Consider the following 25623-nt stretch of genomic DNA (forward strand, 5'->3'; position numbering starts at 1 on the left):
CATGTGGTTATCAGACGTATCGGTAAAGCGACCGGTTTTTGCCTCGGTAGTCAATCTGCTGCTGATTATTTTTGGTATCGTGTCTTTTTCTATGTTGTCACTGCGCGAATATCCGGATATCGATCCGCCTATCGTCAGCATTAATACTAACTATCCTGGCGCATCTGCAAACATTGTTGAAACCCGCATTACCCAGTTACTCGAAGACCGTATCAGCGGGATTGAGGGAATTAAAAATATTACCTCTACCAGCCGTAATGGGCGCTCCGATATTACCATTGAGTTTGAACTGTCGCGGGATATCGACGCGGCGTCTAATGATGTGCGGGAAAGAGTTAGCCGGGCTTTGAATAACCTGCCGGATCAGGCCGATCCGCCGGAGGTGTCGAAGTCCAACTCCGATGAACAGCCGGTAATGTGGTTTAACCTGCGAAGTACCAACCTCAACACCATGGAGCTAACTGATTACGCCGAGCGGTATCTGGTCGATCGCTTGTCGATTGTTAACGGCGTGGCCCGGGTGCGCATTGGTGGCGGCAGAACCTACGCTATGAAAGTGTGGCTCGACAGAACCGCCATGGCCGCCAGAGATGTTACCGTGGCCGATGTTGAGTCGGTGATCCGCTCAGAAAACGTCGAGTTACCGGCTGGGCAGGTTGAGTCGTTAAACCGCGATTTTGAGGTACGGGTGGCGCGTAGCTTCCTGACCCCGGAAGATTTTGCGGCGCTCACTGTAGCCATTGGTGCCGACGGCTACCTGGTACGTTTAGGCGATATCGCTAAAGTTGAGCTTACTGCGGTAGAGGATGAAACCGAGTTTCGCGGTGACGGCGTGAACATGATTGGCCTGGGCATAATCAAACAGTCCAAGGCCAATACGCTGGAAGTGGCGCGCGCGGCCCGCGAACAAATTGCCCGCATCGAACAAAGCCTGCCGGACAATATTTTTATTGTGCCAAGCTACGATTCCTCGGTATTTATTGAGCAGTCTATCTCAGAGGTATACAACACTCTGGGCATTGCCATGTTGCTGGTGGTCGTGGTGATTTATTTATTCCTGGGAAATGTAAGCGCCACTCTGATCCCCGCTGTCACAGTACCGGTTTCTCTGATTGCGGCGTTTATCGTGATGCTGGCGCTGGGCTTTTCCATTAACCTGCTGACGTTGCTGGCCATGGTGCTGGCGATTGGTCTGGTGGTGGATGACGCTATCGTAGTGCTGGAAAACATTCACCGCCGTATCGAAATGGGTGAGCCCGCCATACTGGCGGCATATCGTGGTACCCGGGAAGTTGGCTTTGCGGTTGTCGCTACTACGCTGGTATTGATTTCGGTGTTTGTGCCATTGGTGTTCCTGGAAGGTAACGTGGGCCGCCTGTTTACCGAGTTTGCCCTGGCCATCGCCGCGGCAGTGGCTTTCTCAAGTGTTACGGCTCTTACCCTGTCACCCATGCTGGGCTCTATCCTGCTGAAGAAAAGCGAACGCTCCGGGTTTGGCAACTGGCTGGATAACAGCTTCAAAAAACTGGAAGGTGGCTACTTTAACAGTCTGGGTAAAACCATTCATCAGCCAATCATGATGATGCTGCTACTGGCTGTGGCAGTAGGCTTAATTTATCAGTTGCAGCAACGTATTCCGGCCGAATTCACACCTAAAGAAGACCGCAGTAACTTCTTTATTATAATGCAGTCGCAGGAAGGCGCGAGCTTTGAAAGTAATTCACGTAACCTCAAACAAGTCGAAGACATTGTGATGGAGTACCGTGATGCCGGTGAACTCGACCGCGTCTTAGTGCGCGCACCAGGCTGGGGCGGCCGGGCTGGCATTGTGGTTGTAGGCGTTGTGCCCTGGGACGAGCGGGACCGTAGCACTTTTGACATTATGGATGAAATCAGTGAACGGCTGAATGTTATTCCTGATGTGCGAGCTTTTGCGATTATGCGCTCAGGTATAGGCGGTGGCGGCTTTAACCGGCCGGTACAATTTGTGTTGCAGGGCGATACTTATGAAAACCTCGCGGAGTGGCGCGATATCCTCATCGAAAAAGCCTCAGAGAATCCTAAACTGGTGCGTATTGATTCCGATTATAAATCCACCTCACCGCAATTACTGATTGAGATAGACCGCGACCGCGCCGCAGATCTGGGCGTATCAATAAGTGATGTGGGCCGCACGCTAGAAACCATGCTGGGCCAGCGTCGGGTTTCCACTTTCCTCGATCGTGGCGAAGAATACGATGTAATTATGGAAGGGGTAGAGTCTGAATTCAGAAGCCCCAACAGCATTGAAAACCTCTATGTTCGTTCTGGTTATACCGGCAAGCTGATCCCGCTGGATAACTTGCTGACCTTCAAGGAGCAGGCGACTTCGGCACAGCTTAACCGCTATAACCGTATGCGCTCGGTGACTATTTCGGCCAACCTGGCAGGCGACTATTCGCTGGGAGAAGCGCTGGCGTATCTGGAAAATATCGTAGAAACCGAATTACCTGATTCGGTGTCGATTGATTATAAAGGCGAGTCTCAGTTGTATCAGGAGTCTGGTAACTCGTTTGTGTTTGTCTTCCTACTGGCGTTATCGATCACCTACCTTATTCTGGCCGCCCAGTTTGAAAGCTGGGTACATCCACTGGTGATCATGATGACCGTACCGCTGGCCCTCTTGGGGGCATTTATCGGACTGTATTTTGCTGGTATGACGCTCAATATCTACAGTCAGATAGGCCTGGTGATGCTTATTGGATTGGCGGCCAAGAACGGTATTCTTATTGTTGAGTTCGCCAACCAGTTGCGCGATGCTGGTGAGGAATTTGAACAGGCTTTACGTAAAGCCTCAGCAATGCGCTTACGGCCTATTGTGATGACCGGTTTTACTACTGTTTTCAGTAGTATTCCGCTGGTAATGGCCAGCGGTGCCGGGGCAGAGAGTCGTATGGCAATTGGTATGGTGATCTTCGCCGGGGTGCTGGTTTCGGCCTTTTTAACGCTGTATATAGTGCCCACCGCCTATTACTGGATGGCACGTCACACCGGCTCACCGCTTAAGCGTACGCATAAACTGGAAGAGCTGGACGAAGACATTCCTTATGTGAAAGGAGAGTGATATTTTCATCCTGGCCCTCGAGCCTGTATGAAGAATACGTTTTAGGGCTAAAAAATTCCCTGACATCCCGGAAGGTCTAACAGACCTTTCCGGGATCTCCTTAAAAGTCTGGCTTGTGTGATATAGCTTTTTAGCACAGGTTATTTAAACTCTACGATATCATGGTAGGGGGTCCCCGATATTTGCTGCGCAAATTCGGGGATGACGTGAAGGATGAATTGGCTCCTTCGCATCAGTTGTTTATCAGCCGATAGCCTTTTGGGGAGATACCGGCTCGTGGGCCGGTATGACGAGTACTTTTTACAGCTTTTAGAAATCCTGTCGTCCCGGAAGGTCCAGCGGACCTATCCGGGATCTCCTTAAAAGTCTGACTTATGTGACATAGCTTTTCAGCACAGGTTATTTAAACTCTACGATATCATGGTAGGGGGTCCCCGATATTTGCTGCGCAAATTCGGGGATGACGTGAGGGATGTATTGGCTCCTTCGCATCAGTTGTTTATCTGCCGATAGCCTCTATAGGAGATGCCGGCTCATAGGCCGGTATGATGAGTACGTTGTAGGGCTACTAAATTCCCTGTCATCAGGCCAGCCAGCTGGATAAATTAAAACAAATGAAGAGTAAAACAGCGCTCCAGGCCGACAACACTACAATCATACGGGTATTCAATCCGGCATAACTGGCTTGCGGTGTGGCCTTATTGCTGGTGGGGATTAAGCGGTTCGCGAGGTGGCCGCTGAGAACCGTGACCGCAAAACCAATAGCATTCCACCAGAACCAGAAAATAGGGTTGTCGCTGAGCCATAAAAAGGTATTGCTGAATACGCCCAGTAATAAGCCAATATTAGCGGCCTTTGCGGTAATGGTTTTACTGTGGATCCCGAGTAAAAAGGTAGCCAGTACCGGGCCGTAAAACACTGAGCCGATTTTATTAATGGCTTCGATAATGGTGGGTGCGATGTCACCGGCAAATAAACTTAATACCAGTGTTACCAGCCCCCAGCCGATGCCGGCGGTGCGAGCGAAACGCATGTATTCGTCATCACTGGGCTCGTGACCTTTGTAGCGACAGAAGTCTTCGGTGGTCACCGCTGCCAGACTATTAATGGCTGAGCTTAACGACGACATGGCAGCCGCCATAATCGCCACTACCAGTAAGCCAATAACGCCTTCGGGCAAATAGTTAATAATGAAAACCGGCATCATCCAGTCGGGTTGTTCTGCCGGGATCTGCGCTGCCAGCGATGGTGTATTCAGTACCAGTGCGCCTATCACTAAACCCGTGGTGCAATAAATCACCGTGATAGGAAAGCGGCTGAGCGCGACGGTATACATCACCTTGCGCAGATCCATTACGCTATGAGCCGAAAGCGAACGCTGGGCTTCCGACTGGTCACAGCCGTAATAGGAAGCGTAAAGTACAATACCGCCAAACAGCATGGGCAGGAGCCCGAAATCGTTCCCGCTCAGGCCCAGTGAGTTCACGTTAACCGCTTCCATTCTATCACTGTCGATAAGCGCCAGTGCAGCGTCCACTCCACCAATCATGTCCAATGCCACAAACAGGCAGGTGAGCGCACCGGCGAGGATGATAATCATCTGTATCGCATCACCGAACACCACTGCCTTCATGCCGCCCATGGCGGAGTAAATTAGCGTAATTACCCCAATCACCACAATACTGTGCCATTGCTCCAGCCCCATGGTGCCCTGCAAAATGAGTGAAATGGCGTAAATCATAATGGCGGTGGCAAAGGAGCGGCTGAGCTGGAACACAAAACTAATCAGCAAACGGGTGGAGCGTTCAAAGCGGCGTTCGAGGAAGTCGTACACACTCACCACACCGCTTTGGTGTAATGTGGGCAACAAACGCCATAGCATTAGCAGCACGGCAATGGGCAACGCCAGTTCATAAGACAACCAGATAAGGCCGCCGCCTTCCCGCAACCCCACAAATGCCGGGGCGGAGATAAAGCTGATAGCAGAGAGCTGGGTGGCCATCACCGACAGCGATAATGCCGGCCACGGAATCGTCCGGCCGCCAAGAAAATATTCCCGGCTGTTATGCTGATGACGAAAAGCCAGTCCCATGGCGAGTAAGCCAACAAGGTAAATCGCGATGATTGTGTAATCAATCCAGCCCAAAACACGCTCCCTGATTTGCTGTTTGTTAAACCAGTATGCTGATTTAGCAGTACAAATTCCAGTTGTGCTGATTAAAGTTTATCCTGACCACTGGTAGTTTGGTCGGCACTGGCTTGCATAACCCCACGGCTGCTGATTAGATAGTTATCGGATTATTTATACGACAAAAGGTTTAATGAATGGGCAGGCAACTGGCCGCTGTTTTATTAATATTGTTTGCCACCACGTCCTGTAGCAACAGTGACTGGCGTACTGCCAGTCGTGAGCCGGCGGGGATCGCGCCTTCGCCAGAACTGGTTCAGGATGCGGTGATCGAGGTTTATGCTGCCGATGCCTTTAGCTGGCGTGGCTGGTTTGCTGTGCATACCTGGCTGGCATTTAAAGAGCAGGGTGCCAAAGAGTATCAGGTGTATGAAGTAGTAGGCTGGCGCGTCAGAAGCGGCCTTCCGGCGCTGCGTAACTTCAAAACTGCCAGTCCGGACCGCTACTGGTATGGCGCCAGACCAGAAAAGGTGCTGTCGATTCAGGGCGATAAGGCGCATCGCTTGATCCCGGATATCGTGGCGGCTATCGACAGATATCCCTGGGCTAACGAATATACTGTTTTCCCTGGGCCCAATAGTAATACCTTTCCTGCCTGGGTAGGATTACAGGTACCTGAGCTGGAGCTTGATATGCCGTTTAACGCTATCGGAGCGGGCTATGCCGATTAGCTTTCCCTTTTAATTTTCTCGTTTAGCAACAGGATAACACTTAGTTGAGCAGCCAGATTCGGTTAACCCTCATTGCGTTTTTAAGCTATATGATCATGTCTGGTTTGTTAACTCAGGCTGGCGTGATCCTTAATGCCATAGCTGCCCAGCTTGACATGAGCGCCGCCAGGACCGTGAGTATTTTCTCCTGGCTTACCGGCGGCGCGCTTATCGGTACGCTTTTGTCTATGTATCTATATACCCGGTTTAGTGTGCGCCGCTTGCTGATAACCACATATTCGGTATTGTTGCTGCTGGGTCTGGCGTTACCGTTTTTAACCGGGGCCGGATATTCCACATTAGCGGTCGTATTTCTTGGCTTAGGCGTGTGCTGTGGCTGTGGATTATCCGGTGGAGCCGTTATTATCTCCCGCATCTATCGGGCACAGCGCAGAGCCTCGGCTTTTATCGCCACAGACTGTGCGTTTAGTGCAGCCGGTTTTATTTTTCCTACGCTGGCAGGCTGGCTGTTGGTCAGGGAGCTGGACTGGACGCTGAGTTATCTGGCAGTAGCTTCCCTTGCGATTATTATTTTGATCCTGGCTGCCACCTCTGCGTTCCCCGACACGCATCATGCTACATCAACCGACAGGAGCGATGAGCCTGCCCATGAGCGCGAGACGGCGCTGATGCAGTTTAAGCGTATTCTTACACCGCGGGTAGTGTGTTTTGCTATTGGCGTGTGCCTGTATCTTATTGCCCAGACAACCTTTTTAACCTGGGCGCCGAACTACCTGATGGCCTATTTTGACGCCAAGCCAGAAATGGCCGGGCAGGTGGTAGGCAATTACTGGGGCTTTTCTATTTTTGGTTTACTCACCTCGGTGGTATTGGTGAACTTTATCCCCACCCGCACCATGTTGCTGGTGGTGTCTGGCATTGCTATTACCTGCACAACGGCCTTCCTGCTCATTGAGTCGGTGGAGACGTTTCTGACGCTGGGCCTGGCCTTTGGGTTACTGACCACCTGCATTTATAAGATTGCGATTTCTGTGGGCACCCAGCAGATAGCAGATTCGCCCCCAATGCTGGTTACGCTGATGTTATTTAGCGGCAGTATAGGTAGCACACTGGCGCCGGTGGTTTCCGGTTTAGTGGTGGAAAGCAGCGACGAAAAAGGCGCACTGATGCTGGCGTTGGCTGGTTTTGTGGCGATGTTCGTGCTGTTTATTGCGGCCATGTTTCTGGAGCGCCTGGCAAAGCGACAAACACTCCCGGACCCTACTCAGCCAGAGAGTGTTTAGCCAGAGACATTTTTATGGCTGGTAGGCGTATTCGCTTAAACCAAGCTCATCAAGAACTTCATCAAGATGGGCTTTGGCTTCCTCTGTTGGGCCCGGGTAGTCTCCACTTATCGCTACGTTCCCCTGATACCCAATCTCGCGGCTGCCTGCTTCAGAGCAGAAATATGCCGCCAGCACCAGTGAACGTAAGCGGTTAAATACCGCCGCGGGTTGTTGCAGGCGCTGTTCGATATTGTTTCTGTCGTAGGCAATGTCATCGAGCAGGGCAAATTGTTCGCTTTCGTTAACCGCCAGAAACGGCTGGTCAAACCGGCGGACCGACTCTTCATCAAGCCAGATCAGCAAACGCAAAATACTGTCCCGATCCCGCTGTTGCTGAGCATAGGGCGCACTGACCCACTCATCAATCACATCCACAGCGCCTATTTGTAGCGCGCCGGGCTGACCGTTGCTCGCTGGCACCAGAATATCCGTTAACCGGGAGACCAGGCCAATCTGCTCCTGAGTCAGGGTTTTTGGCCACGGCGAGGGTGGGGGCATAATGAGATTGGGATCCTGCCCGTAACCGGCCACGCTAATGGGTTCTATGTTTAGCGTTGGCCAGTCTGAGGCAGCAGCACTGACTTTGCTTTCGCTGGTGGCGCATCCGCTAAGGGCGGGTACGGCAGCACTGGCCAGCATCATGCCAAACAGTTTTAACGACTGACGACGGGTTAAGCCGTGAGAAGAATTGTTAGGGTTAGAATTTGTCATATTACAAAGCTCCCTGTTGGATCTGGCCTGCCAGCCAGTTAGCGTTACGCATGGCCAGCGTCATAATAGTGAGCGTGCAGTTTTTATGTGGGTTGGAAGCAAATACGCCGCCGTCCATCACAAACAGGTTCGGGCAGTCCCAGGTTTGCCCCCATTGATTGGTCACAGAATCTGTTGGTGAGTCGCCCATTCTGGCAGTACCCACTTCATGGATGATCTGGCCGCCTTTGGCAATGGCTTGTTCTGGCTGAGGCAGTTCACCCACGGTTGCGCCCATGGTTTCAAGCAGAGTTTTAGCGGTTTGCAGGCCGTGGGCTACCTGATTAAGTTCGTGTTCTGACCACTGCCAGTGGAAACGGGCAACCGGAATGCCCCATTTGTCGGTAACGTCAGGGTCAATATCCATGTAGCAGTGTTCATTAGGCAGCATTTCGCCGCGCAGGGCAAAGTACACACTGGCGCCATAATTGGCCTTGGCTTCATCTTTTAATGACTCGCCATACCCTGAGAAATCGCCGGATACCCAGGCGCCCGGTTCTCTGAAACCGGTACCCAGTTCAAAGTGATAACCACGGGGAAAATTCAGTTTATGTTGCTCATTGTGACCCCACCAGGGAATGAACAGGTGGTTGGCAGTATGGCCATCTTCGTTGTAGCGCGGGCGGTTTTTCAATGCCGGTATGGTCGCACCCAGCCCGGCACCGGTAGAGTCCATCAGGTTACGGCCCAGCTGGCCGCTTGAATTCGCCAGGCCATTGGGATGACCAGGCGACGCTGAATTCAGCATAATTCTGGCCGATTCACAGGCGCTGGCTGCCAGGATAACCACTGGCGAGTCCAGCGTTACCTCTTCGCTACTGGCTTTATCTATGTAAGTCAGTCCCGTGACCTTACCCTCGTCATTGGTATTTACCTGTTTGACCATGGCATTGGTGATGAGCTTAAAATGTCCCGTTTTGTGGGCCATTGGAATTAACGACGTCGTGGTTTGAAATGCCGCCCCGATGGAGCAGCCGTGACCACAGGGCGTGGCATAAAAGCAGGCTGCCCGGTCGTCTTTAGGCCGGGTCAGTACCGCGCGATGCATGGGAACCGCGGTAATGCCGTGCTTTTTCGCGGCAGCGGCCACCAGCAATTCGGGGATCCGCGGGGTGGGCGGTGGCTGCAGCACGCCGGGCGGGGAGTCGGGCATATCATCAAGCCCGGTGTTGGTACCACAAACCCCTACCAGGCTTTCGGTTTTATCGTACCACGGCGCAAGATCGGCATACTCAAAGGGCCAGTCTGCGCCCAGACCGTCGCGGGTTTTACCTTTGAAGTCATGTTCGCTGAAACGCAGGGAATAACGGCCCCAGTGGTTAGTGCGGCCGCCAAGCATTCGCGCTCGCCACCATAAGAAATCGGAGTCATCATCGGTGGTGTAGGGCTCATCAATGACCGACCAGCCGCCATCAACGGTGGCGTCGTAGTAGCCAAAGTTCTTGTCTGATGTGGCCGCGCCCATTAATGGCGCATCGGCATTGCGCTTAAACATCGGCGTTTCGGTTTTGGGGTTATAGTCACGGCCAGCTTCGAGCATCAGTACATTGATGCCTGCTTTGGTCAGCTCGTAGGCGGCCATCGCGCCGCCAGCACCTGAGCCGACAATAACCACCTGATGGGCAAATTCTGTCATTAGCGTAACTCCCGGATTTTTATTTTTTTAAACCACACTTTGTCGCCGTGATCCTGGAGCCCGATATGGCCTTTGGTCTGGTCGCCAAAGCCTTCCCATTTGGCAAATTTACTGGCTGCTACAAGTTTGTCCCAGGTAGACGAATGCATCACGATGTGAACGGTCATTACGCCATTCTGCCAGACTTCCAGCACATCATTGTGCAGTTTAATGCGCAGGTTATTCCATTCTCCCGCGTCCTTATAGGCCGCAGGCGGTGCAACCACCATATCGTACAGTGAGCCAGAGCGATGAGAGTCGAGCTTGCTGTCGGGATGTTTTTCATTGTCGATGATCTGGATTTCAGGGGCATGGAAGAAAATATACTGCTCACTCTCATCAGCCAGAAAGAAAACACCGCTGTTTCCGGCCTCGGAAATCTTCCAGTCCAGGCTCAGTTCAAACTCGTCATACTGCTTTTCCGTAATCAGGTCGCCACTGCCACCTTTTGTAAGGGTGATGGTGCCGTTAGTGACTTGCCAGTTACTGCCTGCTTCGTCCTTTTGATAATTACGCCAGCCTTTAAGTGACTTACCGTCGAACAAACTTTCCCAACCCTGCTGCTGTTCTATAGCTGAGAGTGTGTTATCACTGGCGAGTACCGCGGTGGAAGCGCTTACAAATAATCCTGTTAAAAGTGTAATCAGTTTTTTCATTGTTGTTTTCCTGTTGAAATAGGCTGCTGAGCACACAGGCCCGCCGGACCTGCGCGCTGCAGGGGTTACTTAGCCTTTACGTGTTGTTCCAGCCACTGGTCCTGTTCCCACAGCATGTGCAGGATACTTTCCTTGGCGCGGTAGCCGTGGGACTCTTTGGGTAACATTACCAGTCGTGCTGTGGCACCAAGGCCTTTAAGGGCATTAAAGTAGCGCTCACTTTGCATGGGGTAGGTTCCACTGTTGTTATCAGCCTCGCCATGTATAAGTAATAACGGGGTTTTCATTTTGTCGGCATGCATAAAGGGCGACATAGTGTAATACACCTCTGGAGCTTCCCAGTAAGAGCGCTCTTCAGACTGGAATCCAAAGGGCGTGAGGGTGCGGTTATAGGCACCACTGCGAGCGATACCGGCAGCAAATAAATCAGAATGAGACAGCAGGTTAGCCACCATAAAGGCACCATAGCTGTGACCACCCACTGCTACGCGCTGTCGGTCGATAAGCCCGCGCGCGTCAACGGCATCAATGGCGGCCCTGGCGTTAGCTACTAACTGGCTGCGGAAGCTGTCATTGGGCTCTTCATCGCCTTCGCCAACAATGGGGAAGGCCGCGCCATCGAGTACCACATAGCCTTTGTTTACCCAGTAAATCGGTGAGCCCCAGAACGGATAGGTAAACTCATTGGGATTACTTGTATTCTGTGAGGCGCTGTTTTGATCTTTATACTCCCGGGGGTATGCCCACAGGATCATCGGATATTGCTTACCTTCCTCGTAGCCAACCGGCAAATAAAGCGTGCCGGAAAGCTCCAGCCCGTCGTCACGCTTATAGGTGATGACTTCCTTTTTAACGCTCTGAATGGCTTTAAACGGATTTTCAAAGTCTGTTAACTGCGTAATCGATTGGTCGGTTAGATGACGGAAGTAGCGGTTCGGGTATTCACTTTTCGACTCGATACTCACGGTGAGTTTTTGCTCATCAACTTTGTAATCGTATAACTCTTCCAGTTTATCGGTATAGGCAGATTGGTAGAGGCGCTCTTTTTCGAGCGTTTTAAGATTAAGACTGTCGAGGAAAGGAAATTGTCCTTTATCTGAATAGCCATCGCCTAGTAAGAAGACCTTCGCGCCATCCATTGCCAGTACGCTCTGACCAAATTCATTGCGCTCAGTTACAAAAGAGCCCGGATCGCTGTAGGCATCCTGATAATTGCGGTCGAAAATAACCGTAGGCTCTGTATTGCTGTCGCTCGGGTTAAACGCATAGGCTTTAGTATTACGGGTATTCCACCAGTAATCCTGGGCAATAGCATGATTGTCGTCACCCCACATAATGCGTGAAAAACGGTTATGGGTTTTAAGTAGCAGCGACGGAGTGCCGTCGAATGGCGGTTCCAGCGCGTACACCGCATCGCGATAGTCAACTTCAACAGCCGGATCGCCTTTATCCTGCGCTTCGGCAAAGACCAGGGTTGCAGGCCTATCGTCACGCCACTGGACAGAGCGGCGGCCTTCGCGAGTGGCCATAAAGCCCTTGGGTAGATCCTCAATTAGCGGTACCGAGACAATGTCATTAACAAATTTGCCCTGTTGGGTATAGACACTGGTGACCGATGGAAAACGGTTATATTGCACCAGATAGCTGAATGGCTTTTTGTAACGGGTAACCAGTACATACTGGCCATCGGGTGAGACATCAATATTGCCGTACATCGCAGGCGCCAGCCAGTTGGATGCATTGCCGTTAAGGTCGACTTTTACCAGCGTAGAGCGGGTTAACTGTTCAAAGTTAAATTCGTCATTTTTGTTTTTCAGCAGATCCTGATAGGTACGATTCTGAGCTTTTTTGCCGTCACTCACCGATACCGTTGGGCCGGTCGGGGTGGCGGATTCGGTGTTAATCAGCGGCTGGCGGTCTTCGGGTACCACTTTTACCAGCAGTGCAGAGCCGTCAGCAAACCAGTTGATTACATCACGCATGTTGGCGTTAAGGGTTGCTTTAGTAAGGCGCTTGGCCTTAGCGGTTTTTAAATCTACAACCCATAACTCAATGCCGTTCGGGGTCTTGTGGGTCATGGCCATTTTTTGCTGATCCGGCGACCAGGCAAAATTGGATAAACGCGGGCTATCGGGTAATCCGGCGATGTCTACCGTTTGTTGACTGTTGATTCGCTGAATTTTTAAATCGTTATAAAAAGTATCTCGACTGCCGATATTCGCTTTGGGATCAATGCGTAATCCGCCCAGTCGCAGCTCCTCCTCGGATAACTCGGCAATAGTTTTATAAGTATCGCGGTACAGCATCAACGCGGTATCCTGACTATCATTCATCAGAAAATAGGGGGCGCGTTTTACATCGACGAGCTGGAGAATTTCTTCTGCCGGTTTTTGATATTCGGTGGCAGCCGGAACGGTGGGAGAGAGGATGACTGCAAAACAGAGTGCAGCAGCTCTCAGGCTTAACCTGTGAAATTGCATGTGATTCCCTTTTCGTTATTAGTATTTCGTATCTGTCGTTTTTTTAGTGGTAAAGTGACTTTAACCACTGTGCATCTTAGCCTGATTTATTCATGCAGGTGAATAAATCAGGGCTGAATAACATTTACATACGGTTAACTTCTCTCAAGACGCAGCCATGCAAGCACCCATGCGTTGAAATTTTATACAGTGATGATTATATTTTAAGGTGCTTTACGTTGAGAATTATTCAAGGATGAATACCCATGAAACGTCGTCTTATCCACAAGCTTTTGTATCTTTTGCTGGCTACCTTAGCCGCAGTTAATGCGGCTTATGCAGCCGATGAACCCATAACGTTTAAATTTGAAATCAGCCCTTATGGACTGATTTTTACCGACATCGAGGCTAACGGTGAGCCAATGTTAGCGATGATTGATATTGGCGATCAGCAAAATCTGCAAATTGCTTTTTCTACCGCTGAGGCCCTGGCGATTCCACTCGAAAAGGCCGGTTTTAAGGCCGGTGATATTAACGGCAATCAATGGGACGTATATCAGGGCACGTTAAGCACGCTTAAGCTTGGCGAACGCATGTTTTCAGACGTTAGTTTCAGCAGTTCCCGCGGCGATATCGAAGGTGTGGCAGAGCAAATTTCTACGGATTTTGAGGCGGTTATCGGGTGGGGCTTTCTGCAGGATTATATCGTGGAGTTCGATTACCGAAACAAATTCATCTGCCTGTACGAACAGCCACCGCACGGTTTGCTGCCAACCACGACGCTGGCCTATGAAGATCAGTATGGCCCGCTTATTATCGAGGTGATGCTGGAAGGCAAAATGCAGCGCGTGATGCTGGATACTGGTGCAAGCGTATCGGTGTTTGATCCCCAATTGGTTAAGTTTGGCAAACACAACGAAGTGAGTTTTACCCTTGGCGGCGAGGCGATAACCCTAACCGGTTACGAGCAGGACCTGGCAGTGCTGGCCGATTTAGAGGTAGTCGGTATTCTGGGTAGTGACTTACTGCATCTTTATAAGGTGATTATTAACCCGTTTAATCACCAGATGCACTTTGTTGAAATAAACAAAAAAGCCAGTCACGAGGACTGGCTTTTGATGGTTATGTGCAAGACGATTTACTCGTCGAGGAAGCTGCGCAGCTGTTCAGAACGGCTGGGGTGGCGCAGTTTACGCAACGCCTTAGCTTCGATCTGACGGATACGCTCACGGGTTACATCAAACTGTTTACCCACTTCTTCCAGCGTGTGGTCGGTATTCATGTCGATACCGAAACGCATACGCAGTACCTTTGCTTCACGGGCAGTCAGGCCAGCCAGAACTTCCTGAGTGGCGTCTTTCAGGCTGCCGCCGGTAGCTGAATCGAGGGGCTGAATAATGGTGCTGTCCTCGATAAAGTCACCCAGATGCGAATCTTCATCATCACCGATGGGGGTTTCCATCGAGATTGGCTCCTTCGCAATCTTCAGTACCTTACGAATTTTGTCTTCCGGCATCAGCATGCGCTCAGACAGTTCTTCCGGCGTTGGTTCACGACCCATTTCCTGCAGCATCTGGCGAGAGATACGGTTCAGTTTGTTAATGGTTTCGATCATGTGAACCGGAATACGAATGGTCCGCGCCTGGTCGGCAATCGAACGGGTAATCGCCTGACGGATCCACCAGGTTGCATAGGTTGAGAATTTATAACCACGGCGGTATTCAAACTTATCCACCGCTTTCATCAGACCAATGTTACCTTCCTGAATAAGGTCGAGGAATTGCAGACCACGGTTGGTGTACTTCTTAGCAATTGAAATAACCAGACGTAAGTTTGCCTCAACCATTTCTTTCTTGGCACGACGGGCTTTAGCTTCACCAATCGACATGCGACGGTTGATATCTTTAATGTCGGCAACAACCAAACCGGTTTCTTGCTCAACCTGAGAAATCTTGCCAACACTGCGCTCGATTTCTTCTTTGTACGACTGTAACAAGCCAGCATAAGGTGCGTTGCCAGACAGAATCGTATCCAGCCATGCGGTAGACGTTTCGTTACCGGCGAAAGCTTTGATGAAGTCTTTCTTCGGCATTTTGGCGTGCATGACGCAGTACTTCATTACCAGACGTTCCTGGATGCGTACGCGGTCCATCATCTCACGCATATTGCGAACCAGACGATCGAACTGTTTTGGCACCAGGCGGAATTCTTTAAAGATGTCGCTCAGCGCGTTAATTTCTTTACGCGAATCGGCGTGAGTACGACCTTTTGTTTCAATGACCTTGCGGGCAACCTGATACTGATCGCGTAATTCTGCAAACTTCTGACGAGCTTCTTCCGGATCAACACCGGTATCATCTTCGTCATCATCATCGTTGTCGTCATCATCGTCATCATCTTCGTCGTCCAGCTCTTCCTGAGAAAGTTCTGAACCAACGTGTGTGGCGGTGGGGGCGAGGTCTTCTTCGTTATTCGGATCAACAAAGCCAGAAATGATATCGCTTAAGCGAATTTCTTCTGCTTCGTAAAGGTCCCATTGATCGAGCAGGTAAGTAATGGCTTCAGGGTATTCTGCAACAGAACACTGAACCTGATTAATACCGTCTTCGATACGTTTGGCGATTTCGATTTCGCCTTCACGGGTAAGGAGTTCTACGGTACCCATTTCACGCATGTACATGCGGACCGGGTCGGTGGTACGTCCAATTTCGCTTTCAACAGTAGCCAGCGCTTGTGCTGCCGCTTCTGCAACTTCTTCGTCAGTGGTGGTTTCCTGCATTAACAGTTCATCGGAATCCGGTGCTGATTCTGCTACCTGGATACCCATGTCATTGATCATGCGGATGATATCTTCTATCTGATCCGAATCGACAATGTCTTGAGGCAGATGGTCGTTGACTTCAGAAAACGTCAAATAACCTTGTTCTTTACCTTTCGCAATCAGGAGTTTAATCTGAGACTGCTTGCTTTGCGCCATATACCCTACACTTTTCAAAAATTAACCATTGCAATATGACCCGTCCAAATGTAAATCTATGACGGACCGAGGTAATAACGTTACAACTTACCTACGGTAGACTGCTTTTGTTGGTTTACGTTTAATTGCCTGCCCATTGCGACGACGGCAGCGAATTACACAGTATAACAGAAACACGGTTATTTTGACTACTACGGCGGCTACTTTTACCGCATCTAATTTTGCTGATAAGCCTTTCAAAACTTGCCGGTTCTGCTGTAAATGTGGTGCTAATTCGCCGTTAACTGGTCTGTCGGTCGCAGGCCCGTTGCCTGCGATTAATGCCGAAGTCTGCTCCGGGTTCGTTGTTGCTTAGGTTTAAAGCCTTCACCGCAACTTTCAATACTTATACCCAATGCATATATTGCTGTGATGAATTAACTGCTTTGCCGTTCCCGCATGAGCATATTTAATTCCTGTTTTTCGTCACTACTAAGCGCCTGAATTCTTGATTTTGACAACAATTGGTCAATGCGGCTATCGAAATGCCAGTCTAACAGGCGGGCAAAGCAGTCCCGAAATACCCTTTGTGCGTCGGCCTCATCAATGAAGTGCTCCTGCACGAGTAACCGACCCAGACTCTTTGAATAAGGGTGCTCGCGGAAGTTTTCAACCACTTGTGCAGTTTTAGCCTGCGGATGGCTGGCACAAAAACTGAACACATCCTGTAAAACATTGAGGCCGGCAATCCCTGAACCGTTGAGAAATTCAGGCTGTACGGAATCACTACACTCTGCTGCCAGTGACGGATGTTCCAGCAACAATCTAATCATTACACTTATCGGCGACAGGCGGGTTTTATTGATATTGCCGCCGTCATTTTTTTGCTGTCTGGGGGCCGCTGAACCAGGGCTGGCATTGGCGGCGCGAATATCCCTATCGAGCTTAAAACGGTCGTACTCACCTACGTGTTTGCTGAGTTCTTCACTCAGCATCAGCTTTTGTTGTTCGCCGGCTACCTGGTCTATCAGTGGCTGGGCGGCTGATTTCAGGGCAATTTTACCTTCCGGGGTACCAACAGAATGCTGCTTAAGTAAGGCATCAAAGAAAAAGGTCGATAGCGGCGTTGCCCTGGCGACCATTTCCTCAAAGGCTTCCTGACCAATCTGACGTACCATGGTATCAGGGTCTTCGCCATCCGGCAGAAACAGGAATTTTAATTGTACGCCATCCTTTAAGGCTGGCAGGGCATTTTCCACCGCGCGCCATGCAGCATCTCTACCAGCCCGGTCGCCATCGTAACAACACACAATTTCCTGCGTACCACGCATCAGCATGGTCATATGATCCTGAGTGGTCGCGGTACCGAGTGCAGCGGTGGCATACTGGATGCCATACTGACTTAGCGCTACCACATCCATATAACCCTCAACCACCATGATGCGCTGTAAGTTACGTTGCTGGCGGGTTTGGTAGTAGCCAAACAACTCGTATCCTTTATGAAAGATACGTGTTTCCGGTGAGTTCAGGTATTTCGGGCCATTGCCTTCCATAATCCGGCCACCAAAGCCACACACCCGGCCACGCTTATCACGAATCGGAAACATGATCCGGTCGCGAAAAAAATCATACTGTTTGCCGTTGTCGTTTTGGTTTACCAGTTTAAGATCGAGTAACTGTTTTCTTAACGCGTTGTCGGTACCAAAGGTTTTGAGTACCGCATCCCAATCCGGCGGCGCGTAACCAATTTCCCATTGCTTAACAATTTCGCCAGACAAACCGCGCTGCTTGAGATACTCCACCGCTTTACTGCCCTGGGCATGGTGTTTAAGCTGATGCTGGAAAAAGCGTGTGACCTTTTCCATTAACTGGAAGTCTGACTCGTTCTGCTGCTTCTCTTTGTTACTGGTAAAACGACCTGAACCTTGCTCCCTTGGCACTTCCAGGCCGTGCATCTTCGCCAGTTCTTCAATAGCTTCAACAAACTCCAGCCGGTCATAGTCCATCAGAAACGAAATGGCATTGCCATGCTCACCACAGCCAAAGCAGTGATAAAACTGTTTATCCTGGCTTACGGTAAAAGAGGGCGTTTTTTCGTCGTGGAACGGACAGCAGGCTGAATAGTTTTTCCCCGCTTTTTTGAGCCGGACACGGCTATCAACAATTTCAACGATGTCGGTACGGGCCAACAGGTCGTCGATAAATTCGCGAGGGATTTTACCTGCCATAGATTGTACTACGCTGCCATGAAGTATTGGATTGCGGATACTTTATCAGGATATGTGGTAAGCGCAACGATCTGCGCCGCTACCATAAATGCCAGCGTGGGTTGGGTAATTTACCCTAAACGCTGTTTGATTTGGGCGCTCAGTGCGCCCATATCGGCCCGGCCTTGTACCTGGGGTTTTAACACACCCATCACCTTACCCATATCTTGCATGCCGCTGGCACCGGTTGAAGTCATAGCTTCATCGATCAGCACGGCAATTTCCTCTTCTGTAAGAGGCTGGGGCAGGAAAGACTCGAGTTCGACAATCTCTGAGCGCTCAGTTTGCGCCAGGTCTTCACGACCTGCCGAATCGTACTGCGCGGCAGCATCCTGGCGTTGTTTAACCATTTTGGTTAACACTGCCAGGATATCAGAATCGCCTAAAGTTACCTGCTCATCGATTTCTTTTTGCTTAATAGCTGCTAACGCCATGCGAATAGTGCCAAGACGGACCTTGTTTTTTGCCCGCATTGCATCTTTTTGTGCATTTTTTAAATCGTCAATTAGCGCCATAAGTTACTCAGTCGATAGTTGCTTACAGGTTTTTTGCTGCATGTTATTGCAGCTAAACTGGACTAAAGGTGTATTAGTACAGTTTTACGCGACGTGCGTTTTCGCGAGCCAGCTTTTTCAGGTGACGCTTTTTAGCAGCTGCTTTCTTGCGCTTACGTTCCCAAGTTGGCTTTTCGAAAAATTCACGACGACGAACTTCTGACAGAACACCGGCTTTTTCACAAGAACGCTTAAAACGACGCAGTGCTACGTCAAATGGCTCGTTTTCTCTAACTTTAACGATAGGCATTAAAAATTCACCTCAAAACTTAACAGGATGTCCGGGTTAAAATAGGTACTTTTAAACCACCCGGGTTAAAAATGGTGCGAAATTCTAATCATTCACGCCCAGGATGTAAAGTCTTAGTGTTAAAAAAATAGCCAAAACGCCCCATATAATACACCCAATGCACCGTAGTGGCCTGAATTCACCAATTCGGTTAAACTTCGCTGCCAGTCACCCCTGCTAAATCTGATCAACTAAAGGCAAACAGAACACTATGCGCGTATTAGGTATTGAGACATCCTGTGATGAAACCGGTATTGCTGTTTATGACGACGAACAGGGGCTTCTGTCGCATACCTTATATAGTCAGGTTAAGTTGCACGCCGATTACGGTGGCGTAGTTCCCGAGCTGGCATCCCGAGACCATGTGCGCAAAATCGTCCCGCTGATTCAAAAAGCGTTGAGCGATGCAGGTTCCTCTTCTGATGATATCGATGGTATTGCCTATACCCGCGGGCCCGGCCTGGTTGGCGCATTACTGGTGGGCGCCTCAGTAGGACGTTCGTTAGCCTATGCCTGGAATGTGCCGACCATTGGCGTGCATCATATGGAAGGGCATTTGTTAGCCCCCATGCTGGAAGATAACCCGCCGCCGTTTCCTTTCGTTGCGCTGCTGGTGTCTGGCGGTCATTCCATGCTGGTGCGCGTAGATGGTATCGGCAGTTATGAATTACTCGGTGAGTCTATCGACGACGCCGCCGGTGAAGCCTTTGATAAAACGGCCAAGCTGCTGGGGTTGGATTATCCGGGTGGGCCGCTGCTGGCAAAGTTGGCCGATCAGGGTGAAGGCGGCCACTACAGTTTTCCGCGCCCGATGACCGACCGCCCTGGTCTGGACTTTAGCTTCAGTGGCCTTAAAACCTTTGCTGCCAATACTATTCGCGACGCCGACGGCAGTGATCAAACCAAGGCCAATATTGCCTTTGCTTTTCAGGAAGCGGTAATCGATACCCTGATTATTAAGTGTAAAAGGGCACTTAAACAAACCGGACTGAAACGATTGGTGATAGCCGGGGGCGTGAGTGCCAACACTTCGCTACGTACTGCCATGACCAAATTAATGCAGGATATCAACGGCGAAGTGTATTACCCGGGCTTAAGTTTTTGTACCGATAATGGCGCAATGATAGCGTATGCAGGCTTGCAGCGACTCAAAGCAGGTGAAACCACTCCTCTGTCAGAATCGGTAGTTCCTCGCTGGCCGCTTGATTCGTTAACACCAGTGTCATAAAAAAGGTGTTATCTTATGCTTTTTAATTGATATCAAAGCCTTTTATGACATTTTTTAGCTGGCGCAGTCTACTTGGCTGTCTGATCTTCGTAAGCCTGAATGTACATGCTGAACGCCCGGAACAGCATGTGGTATTAATCTCAATCGATGGCTTCCGCCACGACTATATCGAAAAGCATCAGGCCCGGGCGATGGCCAGTATTGCCGCTCGCGGTGTGCGAGCTGAAAGCATGCAGCCGGTGTATCCAGCCAATACTTTTCCTAATCATATTTCACTGCTGACTGGCCTGTTGCCGGTTAATCACGGTATTGTGAATAACCGTTTTTACGATAAAAGCCGTCATGCTTACTACTCCATGGGGGAAGCGTATAAAGACAGCACCTGGATCACGGCGATGCCGTTCTGGAATCTGGTGGAAACTCATGGTTACCCTGCAGCCACTTACTTCTGGCCGGAGTCAGACGCACGGATTGGCGGGCAGCTACCCTCTTATCATTTTCACTATTCTAAATATTCAGATTATCAGCAGCGTGTTGATCAGATTATTGAATGGCTGAGCTATCCGGATGCCAGCCGACCGGTGTTTATCGCCGGCTATTTCTCGTTAATTGATACCGTAGGGCACGATTATGGCCCGGATGCACCGCAGACTTTTGCAGCGGTACAAAAAATTGATGCGCTGATTGGCCAGTTGTATGAACGTATTCAGGCCTTGCCAATTAAGGTCAACCTGATCCTGGTGTCTGATCACGGCATGAACGCAGTAGATACCAGCCGGATAATTTATCAGGACGAGCTGAATATCAGCGATGACTTTCTGGTGCTCAACGAAGGCGAACAAATACTGTTGTACGCCAAAGACGGCGTTAGCGAGGCGGCCGTTAAAGCGCAGGAAGAGGCGTTGCGCGCATTGGCGTTACCCGGTGTAAAAGTGTTTGATGAGCATCAACGAAAGCATTATCACATGCCGCGTAATCCGCGTACCGGTGATATCATTATTACCATTGATGCGCCGGCCCGTTTTGCCAGAAATAAAGACAGTCGTATCGGCCCCGGCGGTCATGGCTATTTGCCTGAACATCCGGATATGGGCGCCACTTTTGTTGCTGCAGGTCCTGCTTTCAAACAGGGTGCACGACTGCCGCGCTTCAGCAATCTGGAAGTATACCCGGCTTTGGCTAAAGTGCTGGGGCTTGAGTTGCTCCGTCCCATCGACGGCAAACTGGATGTGCTCAATCAGGCGCTGGCGGAACAATAACCAAGAGGTCTTGATAATGAGTAAGTCTTACCCTGAAATTACCCAACGTATTTCCAGTAATTTAAAAGCGTTACGCAGTGACATCAGCGATACCATGCAGGGATTCTCTGCTATGGCGCAAGCCGCTACCAAAGACGGCGTGCTGGACAAGAAGACCAAAGAACTCATCGCCCTGGCAATTGGCGTATCTACCCGCTGTGACGGCTGCATCGGCTTTCACGTTAAAGCGCTGGTAGAACTTGGCGCAACCAAACAGGAAATTGAGGAAACGCTGGGCATGGCGGTTTATATGGGCGGTGGCCCGTCACTGATGTATGCCGCAGATGCCATGCTGGCTTATGAACAGTTCAGTGAAGCCAGCGCTTAATCACTCTTGCCGGTTGCACCGGCTTGCATAGCCTGTCGATAGGGCCGGTGGGCCTGGCCATTGATTATGTGCTGGTGTGGGGAGCTTTGTTCCTTGCGCTTATCTGGCTTCGTCTGGTAGTAAAAGAAAAGCCACTACGCGCGCAGGTGGAAAACACCCTGTTCAGTGTTTTTGTGGCGGCACTCCTGGGCGCCAGAGCCGGATTTATCTGGCGTATGTGGCCCCAGTATCAATCTGACTGGCTGGCCATGCTGGATATTCGCGATGGCGGCTTTGTGCCCCAGGCCGGGTTGATAGCCGGGGCACTGGTGCTGATATGGCGCGTTCATAAACTGCCCGTTACCCGCAATGCCTCAGTGAAAGTTGTTCTGCTTACCGCCGCTTGTATGCTGCCGGTTTATATTGGGATTAACTGGGTAAATCGCAGCGCGACCATGCCGTTACCTGTGGTGCAGAATAATGCTCTTCAAACGGTAGACTTTGCAGCCTTTACGGATAAGCCCATAGTACTGAATGTGTGGGCTACCTGGTGCCCGCCATGTCGCCGCGAAATGCCAGTGCTTGAGCAGGCCCAGCAAAACTACCCTAACTTGCATTTTATTTTTTTAAATCAGGGCGAGTCGGCCGCCGAAGTTAATGAATTTCTTAGCAGCCAGGGCCTTAAACTCGAAAATGTCTTGCTTGATTCCAGCGGAGCGGTAAGTGAAGCTTTCGGCGTGGCTGTATTGCCCACCACGCTGTTTTACTCTCCACAAGGTAAGTTGCTGTATCGTCATGTCGGCGGTGTCTCAACAGCAAGCCTTGATTACGCGTTGCAACAGATTACGCAAAGCACGCCTGAAGAGTAACGACTACTCGTTGGCTTTGCCTTTATCCCAGACTTTACTCTCTTCGCCTTTGAGCAAGCGCTGAATATTTTCTTTGTGCCTGAATATGATCAGCACCGACAGCATGGCCACCGGTATGGTGTAAATGGGCTTGATAAACCAGGTAAACACTGGCGCCAGTAACACGGTAACAATAGCGCCCAGTGAAGAATATCCCCAGATAAACACCACAACCGCCCAGCTGGCAATCAGCGAACCGGCCAGCGCTGGTCCAATTGGCAACATAGCGCCAAATGCCGTAGCGACGCCTTTACCGCCGGCAAAATTAAAATAGAGCGGGAAGATATGACCAAGACAAGCAGCAATGGCAATAAAACCCAGGGCCACCGGGGCAAGCCCCATAAAATAGGCCGAATACACCGGAATGGTACCTTTTAATACGTCGATAACCAGCACCAGCAAAGCCGGAACACGGCCACCGAGGCGGTAAACATTGGTGGCACCGGGGTTGCCAGAGCCATGTCGGCGCGGATCGGGTAATCGAAAAGCACGGCTGACCAATACTGCACTGCTAACAGAGCCTATCAGGTAGGCAACGCCAATCATTAACAGACTGAGTGCAATCAAGCCAATGCTCCAACTATGTATGAAAAGTGTGCACACACTACTAGAATATCGCCCGCAAAGCCAGACATTGTGACGCTATGTGTGACAGTTATAAAGCGTGCTAAGAGCTGGCCGGACTGGCCATGATTACCGGGATCGCGTAATCTGCAACGCCAATGCTATACTCGCAAAAAATGAGTTTTAAGGTGCAGCAAACAATGCAGCAAATATTTATCGAAGGGCTGGAAGTGCCCACCCTGATAGGCGTATATGACTGGGAACGCACGCAAAATACGGTATTAATCGTCGATTTGTTAATCGATGCCGACCTGAGCGCAGCTATGCAGTCAGACGATGTGGCCCACACTATCGATTATGCAGCGGTTGCAGAAACCGTTAAGCAGGTGGGTAGCGACTCTTCCTTTGAGTTACTTGAGGCGTTTGCCAATGCCATTATCCGTGCTGTTTGCCAGGCGTTTGAGGTACAAAAACTGGTACTGACGATTGAAAAACCGGGGATATTACCCGATGCCCGTAAGGTCGGTATCCGTATTACCCACGAGGCAGGCAAATAAAGTGAGCCTGCATCAGGTTTTTATTGGTATTGGCTCAAACATTGAGCGTGAGTTTCATACCCGCGAAGCTTACCGGTTGCTGCACCAGTACTTTGACAACGTGGTGGTATCGCCGGTTTATGATTGCCCGGCAGAGGGCTTTGACGGGCCGGGGTTTTACAATTGGGTGGCGCGAGTGGATACCAGCTTATCGCTGGAGGCTATTTATCAGTTATTCAAACAATTAGAAGCCGAATACGGCCGAAAAGACTGGTATAAAAAGCACTGTTCACGCACAATGGATTTAGATTTATTGTGCTTCGATCAAATGGTGTGCGATGCACCGGTGACGCTGCCCAGAGCGGAAATTCTACAGCGCGCGTTTGTACTGCGACCGCTGGCTGATATTGCCCCGGATATGCGCCACCCGGTAGTAGGAAAAACTTTCTCGCAACTCTGGCAGGCCTTTGATCATAGCAAACAGCCAACCACACCTATCGATTTTACATGGAGTTCACCCCAGGGATGACGCTTTTCGAAATTATTGTTCTGGCCATTATCCAGGGCCTTACCGAATTTTTGCCTATCAGTAGTTCTGCCCATTTGATTTTACCTGCCGAAGTGCTCGGCTGGCGTAATCAGGGCCTGGCATTTGATGTAGCTGTACATGTGGGCAGTTTACTGGCGGTAATGATTTACTTCCGTAATGACATCCTGCAAATGACAGGGGCCTTTTTTAAGCACGGGTTCAGCAAACAACAAACCACCGACAGCAAGCTTGCGTGGTTTGTAGTCATCGGCACTATTCCGGCGGTGATAGCAGGCTTTTTATTGAAAGACCTGATCGAAACCCATGCGCGTAGCGCTGCTGTAATTGCTACTACAACAATCCTGTTTGGCTTACTACTGTGGTACGCCGATGTAAAAGCTAAGCATGTGCAGAAGTTGGAACAACTGACACTACGTCAGACCATTACCATTGGCCTGGCCCAAATGCTGGCGTTAATTCCGGGTACATCCCGTTCTGGTATTACCATGACAGCGGGTTTAATGTTGGGCCTAAACCGCGAAAGTTCGGCACGCTTTTCGTTTTTACTGTCTATTCCGGTGATCCTCGGTGCCGGTTTATTAGCAGTAAAAGACCTGCTCGAAGCTAATGAAGCAGTGGATTGGTCGGCGTTACTATATGGTGCAGGCTTTTCCTTTGTTAGTGCCTATCTGTGTATCTTTTTGTTCCTGAGCTGGATAAGCCGCATCGGTATGTTACCGTTTGTGATATACCGCTTACTGCTTGGCGCCGTGCTGATTGCCTTTATATTCTGGTAAGCCCTGTATCGATTTGATGGAGATAACAAATGGCTGAAACTATTTTTGATAAGATTATTGATAAGTCTATCCCGGCAGATATTCTGTACGAGGACGACAAGGCGTTAGCCTTCAAAGATATCAATCCGCAGGCACCGATTCATTTTCTGGTCATTCCTAAAAAGCAGATTGCCACCATTAATGACATCAGCGAAGAAGATGAAGCGGTGGTTGGCCATCTCTACACAGTAGCAGCCAAACTGGCTCATGAGATGGGCTTTGCCGAGGAGGGTTACCGCGCGGTAATGAACTGTAATGAGTTTGGTGGCCAAACCGTTTATCACATCCATTTACATGTTCTGGCCGGGAAAATGATGGGCTGGCCTCCATACACAGATAAACCCAAGCATTTGGAGTAACAAAAAGCTAAAGCTTTTTGTTATCCCGGAAGCGTCAAAGGCGCTATCCGGGATCTCCTGAGAAGGCTGACTAACCTAAACAGTATCGCTTTTTTTCTTCCGGAAGCGCCAAAGGCGCTATCCGCTTTATATCTTGTCATCCCGGAAAGGACGCAGTACTTATCC

At 50.2% G+C, this 25623-nt stretch carries 22 protein-coding genes; 12 read left to right on the forward strand and 10 right to left on the reverse strand.

What is annotated here, in order from left to right; translation table 11 throughout:
* Window position 1: 1 nt before the first annotated feature.
* On the forward strand, window positions 2-3103 hold the full coding sequence (locus D9T21_RS03950; protein ID WP_123323823.1) for an efflux RND transporter permease subunit: 3102 nt from the start codon (window positions 2-4) through the stop codon (window positions 3101-3103).
* Window positions 3104-3686: 583 nt separating this feature from the next.
* On the opposite strand, the gene D9T21_RS03955 is transcribed toward D9T21_RS03950, so the two are convergent.
* The gene (locus D9T21_RS03955; protein WP_377907578.1) at window positions 3687-5195 is read right to left on the reverse strand and encodes a sodium:solute symporter family transporter; all 1509 of its coding nucleotides are present in this window, start codon (window positions 5193-5195) and stop codon (window positions 3687-3689) included.
* A 233-nt stretch (window positions 5196-5428) separates the two neighbouring features.
* Here D9T21_RS03955 and D9T21_RS03960 point away from each other — a divergent pair, with 233 nt between their 5' ends.
* Complete coding sequence (locus D9T21_RS03960; RefSeq protein WP_123323825.1) at window positions 5429-5962, forward strand: DUF3750 domain-containing protein; 534 nt, start codon at window positions 5429-5431, stop codon at window positions 5960-5962.
* Window positions 5963-6006: 44 nt separating this feature from the next.
* Entirely contained in the window at window positions 6007-7245 is a 1239-nt protein-coding gene (gene tsgA, locus D9T21_RS03965; RefSeq protein WP_123323826.1) for an MFS transporter TsgA, read from the forward strand.
* 12 nt (window positions 7246-7257) lie between these two features.
* On the opposite strand, the gene D9T21_RS03970 is transcribed toward tsgA, so the two are convergent.
* The 4 genes from D9T21_RS03970 to D9T21_RS03985 form a co-directional block, all read right to left on the reverse strand.
* The gene (locus tag D9T21_RS03970) at window positions 7258-7998 is read right to left on the reverse strand and encodes a gluconate 2-dehydrogenase subunit 3 family protein (RefSeq protein ID WP_123323827.1); all 741 of its coding nucleotides are present in this window, start codon (window positions 7996-7998) and stop codon (window positions 7258-7260) included.
* A gap of 1 nt (window position 7999) precedes the next feature.
* Window positions 8000-9673, reverse strand: a complete 1674-nt coding sequence (locus D9T21_RS03975; RefSeq protein WP_123323828.1) for a GMC family oxidoreductase — start codon at window positions 9671-9673, stop codon at window positions 8000-8002.
* Window positions 9673-10368, reverse strand: a complete 696-nt coding sequence (locus D9T21_RS03980) for a 3-keto-disaccharide hydrolase (protein ID WP_105932757.1) — start codon at window positions 10366-10368, stop codon at window positions 9673-9675. Before D9T21_RS03980 ends, D9T21_RS03975 begins: the two co-directional genes overlap by 1 nt.
* Window positions 10369-10433: 65 nt before the next feature.
* The gene (locus D9T21_RS03985; RefSeq protein ID WP_123323829.1) at window positions 10434-12848 is read right to left on the reverse strand and encodes a S9 family peptidase; all 2415 of its coding nucleotides are present in this window, start codon (window positions 12846-12848) and stop codon (window positions 10434-10436) included.
* Window positions 12849-13093: 245 nt separating this feature from the next.
* On the opposite strand from D9T21_RS03985, the gene D9T21_RS03990 reads away from it, so the two are divergent.
* Complete coding sequence (locus D9T21_RS03990; protein WP_123323830.1) at window positions 13094-14044, forward strand: pepsin/retropepsin-like aspartic protease family protein; 951 nt, start codon at window positions 13094-13096, stop codon at window positions 14042-14044.
* Here the strand turns inward: D9T21_RS03990 and rpoD are convergent.
* From rpoD to rpsU, 4 genes are all read right to left on the reverse strand, one after another.
* Window positions 13966-15804 (reverse strand): RNA polymerase sigma factor RpoD, encoded by a 1839-nt coding sequence (gene rpoD, locus D9T21_RS03995; protein WP_105932754.1) that lies wholly within the window; start codon window positions 15802-15804, stop codon window positions 13966-13968. The two genes, D9T21_RS03990 and rpoD, sit on opposite strands and share 79 nt — an antisense overlap.
* A 416-nt stretch (window positions 15805-16220) precedes the next feature.
* Window positions 16221-18011 (reverse strand): DNA primase, encoded by a 1791-nt coding sequence (gene dnaG / locus D9T21_RS04000; protein ID WP_105932753.1) that lies wholly within the window; start codon window positions 18009-18011, stop codon window positions 16221-16223.
* Window positions 18012-18121: 110 nt separating this feature from the next.
* The gene (locus D9T21_RS04005; RefSeq protein WP_123323831.1) at window positions 18122-18565 is read right to left on the reverse strand and encodes a GatB/YqeY domain-containing protein; all 444 of its coding nucleotides are present in this window, start codon (window positions 18563-18565) and stop codon (window positions 18122-18124) included.
* 73 nt (window positions 18566-18638) lie between these two features.
* Window positions 18639-18854 carry a 30S ribosomal protein S21 gene (gene rpsU / locus D9T21_RS04010; RefSeq protein WP_012517258.1) on the reverse strand — a complete coding sequence of 72 codons (216 nt, stop codon included), beginning with the start codon at window positions 18852-18854 and terminating at the stop codon, window positions 18639-18641.
* A gap of 250 nt (window positions 18855-19104) precedes the next feature.
* On the opposite strand from rpsU, the gene tsaD reads away from it, so the two are divergent.
* From tsaD to D9T21_RS04030, 4 genes are read left to right on the forward strand one after another with little or no spacing between them, the layout of a single operon-like run.
* Window positions 19105-20121, forward strand: a complete 1017-nt coding sequence (tsaD, locus tag D9T21_RS04015; protein WP_123323832.1) for a tRNA (adenosine(37)-N6)-threonylcarbamoyltransferase complex transferase subunit TsaD — start codon at window positions 19105-19107, stop codon at window positions 20119-20121.
* Between the two features lie 44 nt (window positions 20122-20165).
* The gene (locus tag D9T21_RS04020) at window positions 20166-21380 is read left to right on the forward strand and encodes an alkaline phosphatase family protein (protein ID WP_123323833.1); all 1215 of its coding nucleotides are present in this window, start codon (window positions 20166-20168) and stop codon (window positions 21378-21380) included.
* Window positions 21381-21396: 16 nt separating this feature from the next.
* Window positions 21397-21747, forward strand: a complete 351-nt coding sequence (locus tag D9T21_RS04025) for a carboxymuconolactone decarboxylase family protein (protein WP_105932749.1) — start codon at window positions 21397-21399, stop codon at window positions 21745-21747.
* Between the two features lie 23 nt (window positions 21748-21770).
* Window positions 21771-22595 carry a TlpA disulfide reductase family protein gene (locus tag D9T21_RS04030; RefSeq protein ID WP_123323834.1) on the forward strand — a complete coding sequence of 275 codons (825 nt, stop codon included), beginning with the start codon at window positions 21771-21773 and terminating at the stop codon, window positions 22593-22595.
* 3 nt (window positions 22596-22598) lie between these two features.
* Here the strand turns inward: D9T21_RS04030 and plsY are convergent, their stop codons facing one another.
* On the reverse strand, window positions 22599-23201 hold the full coding sequence (gene plsY / locus D9T21_RS04035) for a glycerol-3-phosphate 1-O-acyltransferase PlsY (protein ID WP_123323835.1): 603 nt from the start codon (window positions 23199-23201) through the stop codon (window positions 22599-22601).
* 197 nt (window positions 23202-23398) lie between these two features.
* On the opposite strand from plsY, the gene folB reads away from it, so the two are divergent.
* Genes folB through D9T21_RS04055 form a run of 4 tightly spaced genes read left to right on the forward strand, consistent with a single transcriptional unit; the run spans window position 23399 to window position 25458 of the window.
* Window positions 23399-23755 carry a dihydroneopterin aldolase gene (folB, locus tag D9T21_RS04040; protein ID WP_123323865.1) on the forward strand — a complete coding sequence of 119 codons (357 nt, stop codon included), beginning with the start codon at window positions 23399-23401 and terminating at the stop codon, window positions 23753-23755.
* A 1-nt stretch (window position 23756) separates the two neighbouring features.
* Complete coding sequence (folK, locus tag D9T21_RS04045; RefSeq protein WP_123323836.1) at window positions 23757-24263, forward strand: 2-amino-4-hydroxy-6-hydroxymethyldihydropteridine diphosphokinase; 507 nt, start codon at window positions 23757-23759, stop codon at window positions 24261-24263.
* Window positions 24260-25060: an undecaprenyl-diphosphate phosphatase gene (locus tag D9T21_RS04050; protein ID WP_123323837.1), complete on the forward strand. Its 801-nt coding sequence runs from the start codon at window positions 24260-24262 to the stop codon at window positions 25058-25060. The genes folK and D9T21_RS04050 overlap by 4 nt, the downstream gene beginning before the upstream one ends.
* Window positions 25061-25089: 29 nt before the next feature.
* Window positions 25090-25458 (forward strand): histidine triad nucleotide-binding protein, encoded by a 369-nt coding sequence (locus tag D9T21_RS04055; protein ID WP_123323838.1) that lies wholly within the window; start codon window positions 25090-25092, stop codon window positions 25456-25458.
* Window positions 25459-25623 lie beyond the last annotated feature (165 nt).

It is taken from the genome of Marisediminitalea oceani (assembly GCF_003731635.1).
Taxonomy (GTDB): domain Bacteria; phylum Pseudomonadota; class Gammaproteobacteria; order Enterobacterales; family Alteromonadaceae; genus Alteromonas; species Alteromonas oceani.

What these genes read in the sequence shown, in the direction of transcription:
- D9T21_RS03950 (WP_123323823.1), top strand. Translation starts at nt 2, where the DNA reads ATGTGGTTATCAGACGTATCGGTAAAGCGACCGGTTTTTGCCTCGGTA.
- D9T21_RS03955 (WP_377907578.1), bottom strand. Translation starts at nt 5,195, where the DNA reads ATGGGACTGGCTTTTCGTCATCAGCATAACAGCCGGGAATATTTTCTT.
- D9T21_RS03960 (WP_123323825.1), top strand. Translation starts at nt 5,429, where the DNA reads ATGGGCAGGCAACTGGCCGCTGTTTTATTAATATTGTTTGCCACCACG.
- D9T21_RS03970 (WP_123323827.1), bottom strand. Translation starts at nt 7,998, where the DNA reads ATGACAAATTCTAACCCTAACAATTCTTCTCACGGCTTAACCCGTCGT.
- D9T21_RS03975 (WP_123323828.1), bottom strand. Translation starts at nt 9,673, where the DNA reads ATGACAGAATTTGCCCATCAGGTGGTTATTGTCGGCTCAGGTGCTGGC.
- D9T21_RS03980 (WP_105932757.1), bottom strand. Translation starts at nt 10,368, where the DNA reads ATGAAAAAACTGATTACACTTTTAACAGGATTATTTGTAAGCGCTTCC.
- D9T21_RS03985 (WP_123323829.1), bottom strand. Translation starts at nt 12,848, where the DNA reads ATGCAATTTCACAGGTTAAGCCTGAGAGCTGCTGCACTCTGTTTTGCA.
- D9T21_RS03990 (WP_123323830.1), top strand. Translation starts at nt 13,094, where the DNA reads ATGAAACGTCGTCTTATCCACAAGCTTTTGTATCTTTTGCTGGCTACC.
- rpoD (WP_105932754.1), bottom strand. Translation starts at nt 15,804, where the DNA reads ATGGCGCAAAGCAAGCAGTCTCAGATTAAACTCCTGATTGCGAAAGGT.
- dnaG (WP_105932753.1), bottom strand. Translation starts at nt 18,011, where the DNA reads ATGGCAGGTAAAATCCCTCGCGAATTTATCGACGACCTGTTGGCCCGT.
- D9T21_RS04005 (WP_123323831.1), bottom strand. Translation starts at nt 18,565, where the DNA reads ATGGCGCTAATTGACGATTTAAAAAATGCACAAAAAGATGCAATGCGG.
- rpsU (WP_012517258.1), bottom strand. Translation starts at nt 18,854, where the DNA reads ATGCCTATCGTTAAAGTTAGAGAAAACGAGCCATTTGACGTAGCACTG.
- tsaD (WP_123323832.1), top strand. Translation starts at nt 19,105, where the DNA reads ATGCGCGTATTAGGTATTGAGACATCCTGTGATGAAACCGGTATTGCT.
- D9T21_RS04020 (WP_123323833.1), top strand. Translation starts at nt 20,166, where the DNA reads ATGACATTTTTTAGCTGGCGCAGTCTACTTGGCTGTCTGATCTTCGTA.
- D9T21_RS04025 (WP_105932749.1), top strand. Translation starts at nt 21,397, where the DNA reads ATGAGTAAGTCTTACCCTGAAATTACCCAACGTATTTCCAGTAATTTA.
- folB (WP_123323865.1), top strand. Translation starts at nt 23,399, where the DNA reads ATGCAGCAAATATTTATCGAAGGGCTGGAAGTGCCCACCCTGATAGGC.
- D9T21_RS04050 (WP_123323837.1), top strand. Translation starts at nt 24,260, where the DNA reads ATGACGCTTTTCGAAATTATTGTTCTGGCCATTATCCAGGGCCTTACC.
- D9T21_RS04055 (WP_123323838.1), top strand. Translation starts at nt 25,090, where the DNA reads ATGGCTGAAACTATTTTTGATAAGATTATTGATAAGTCTATCCCGGCA.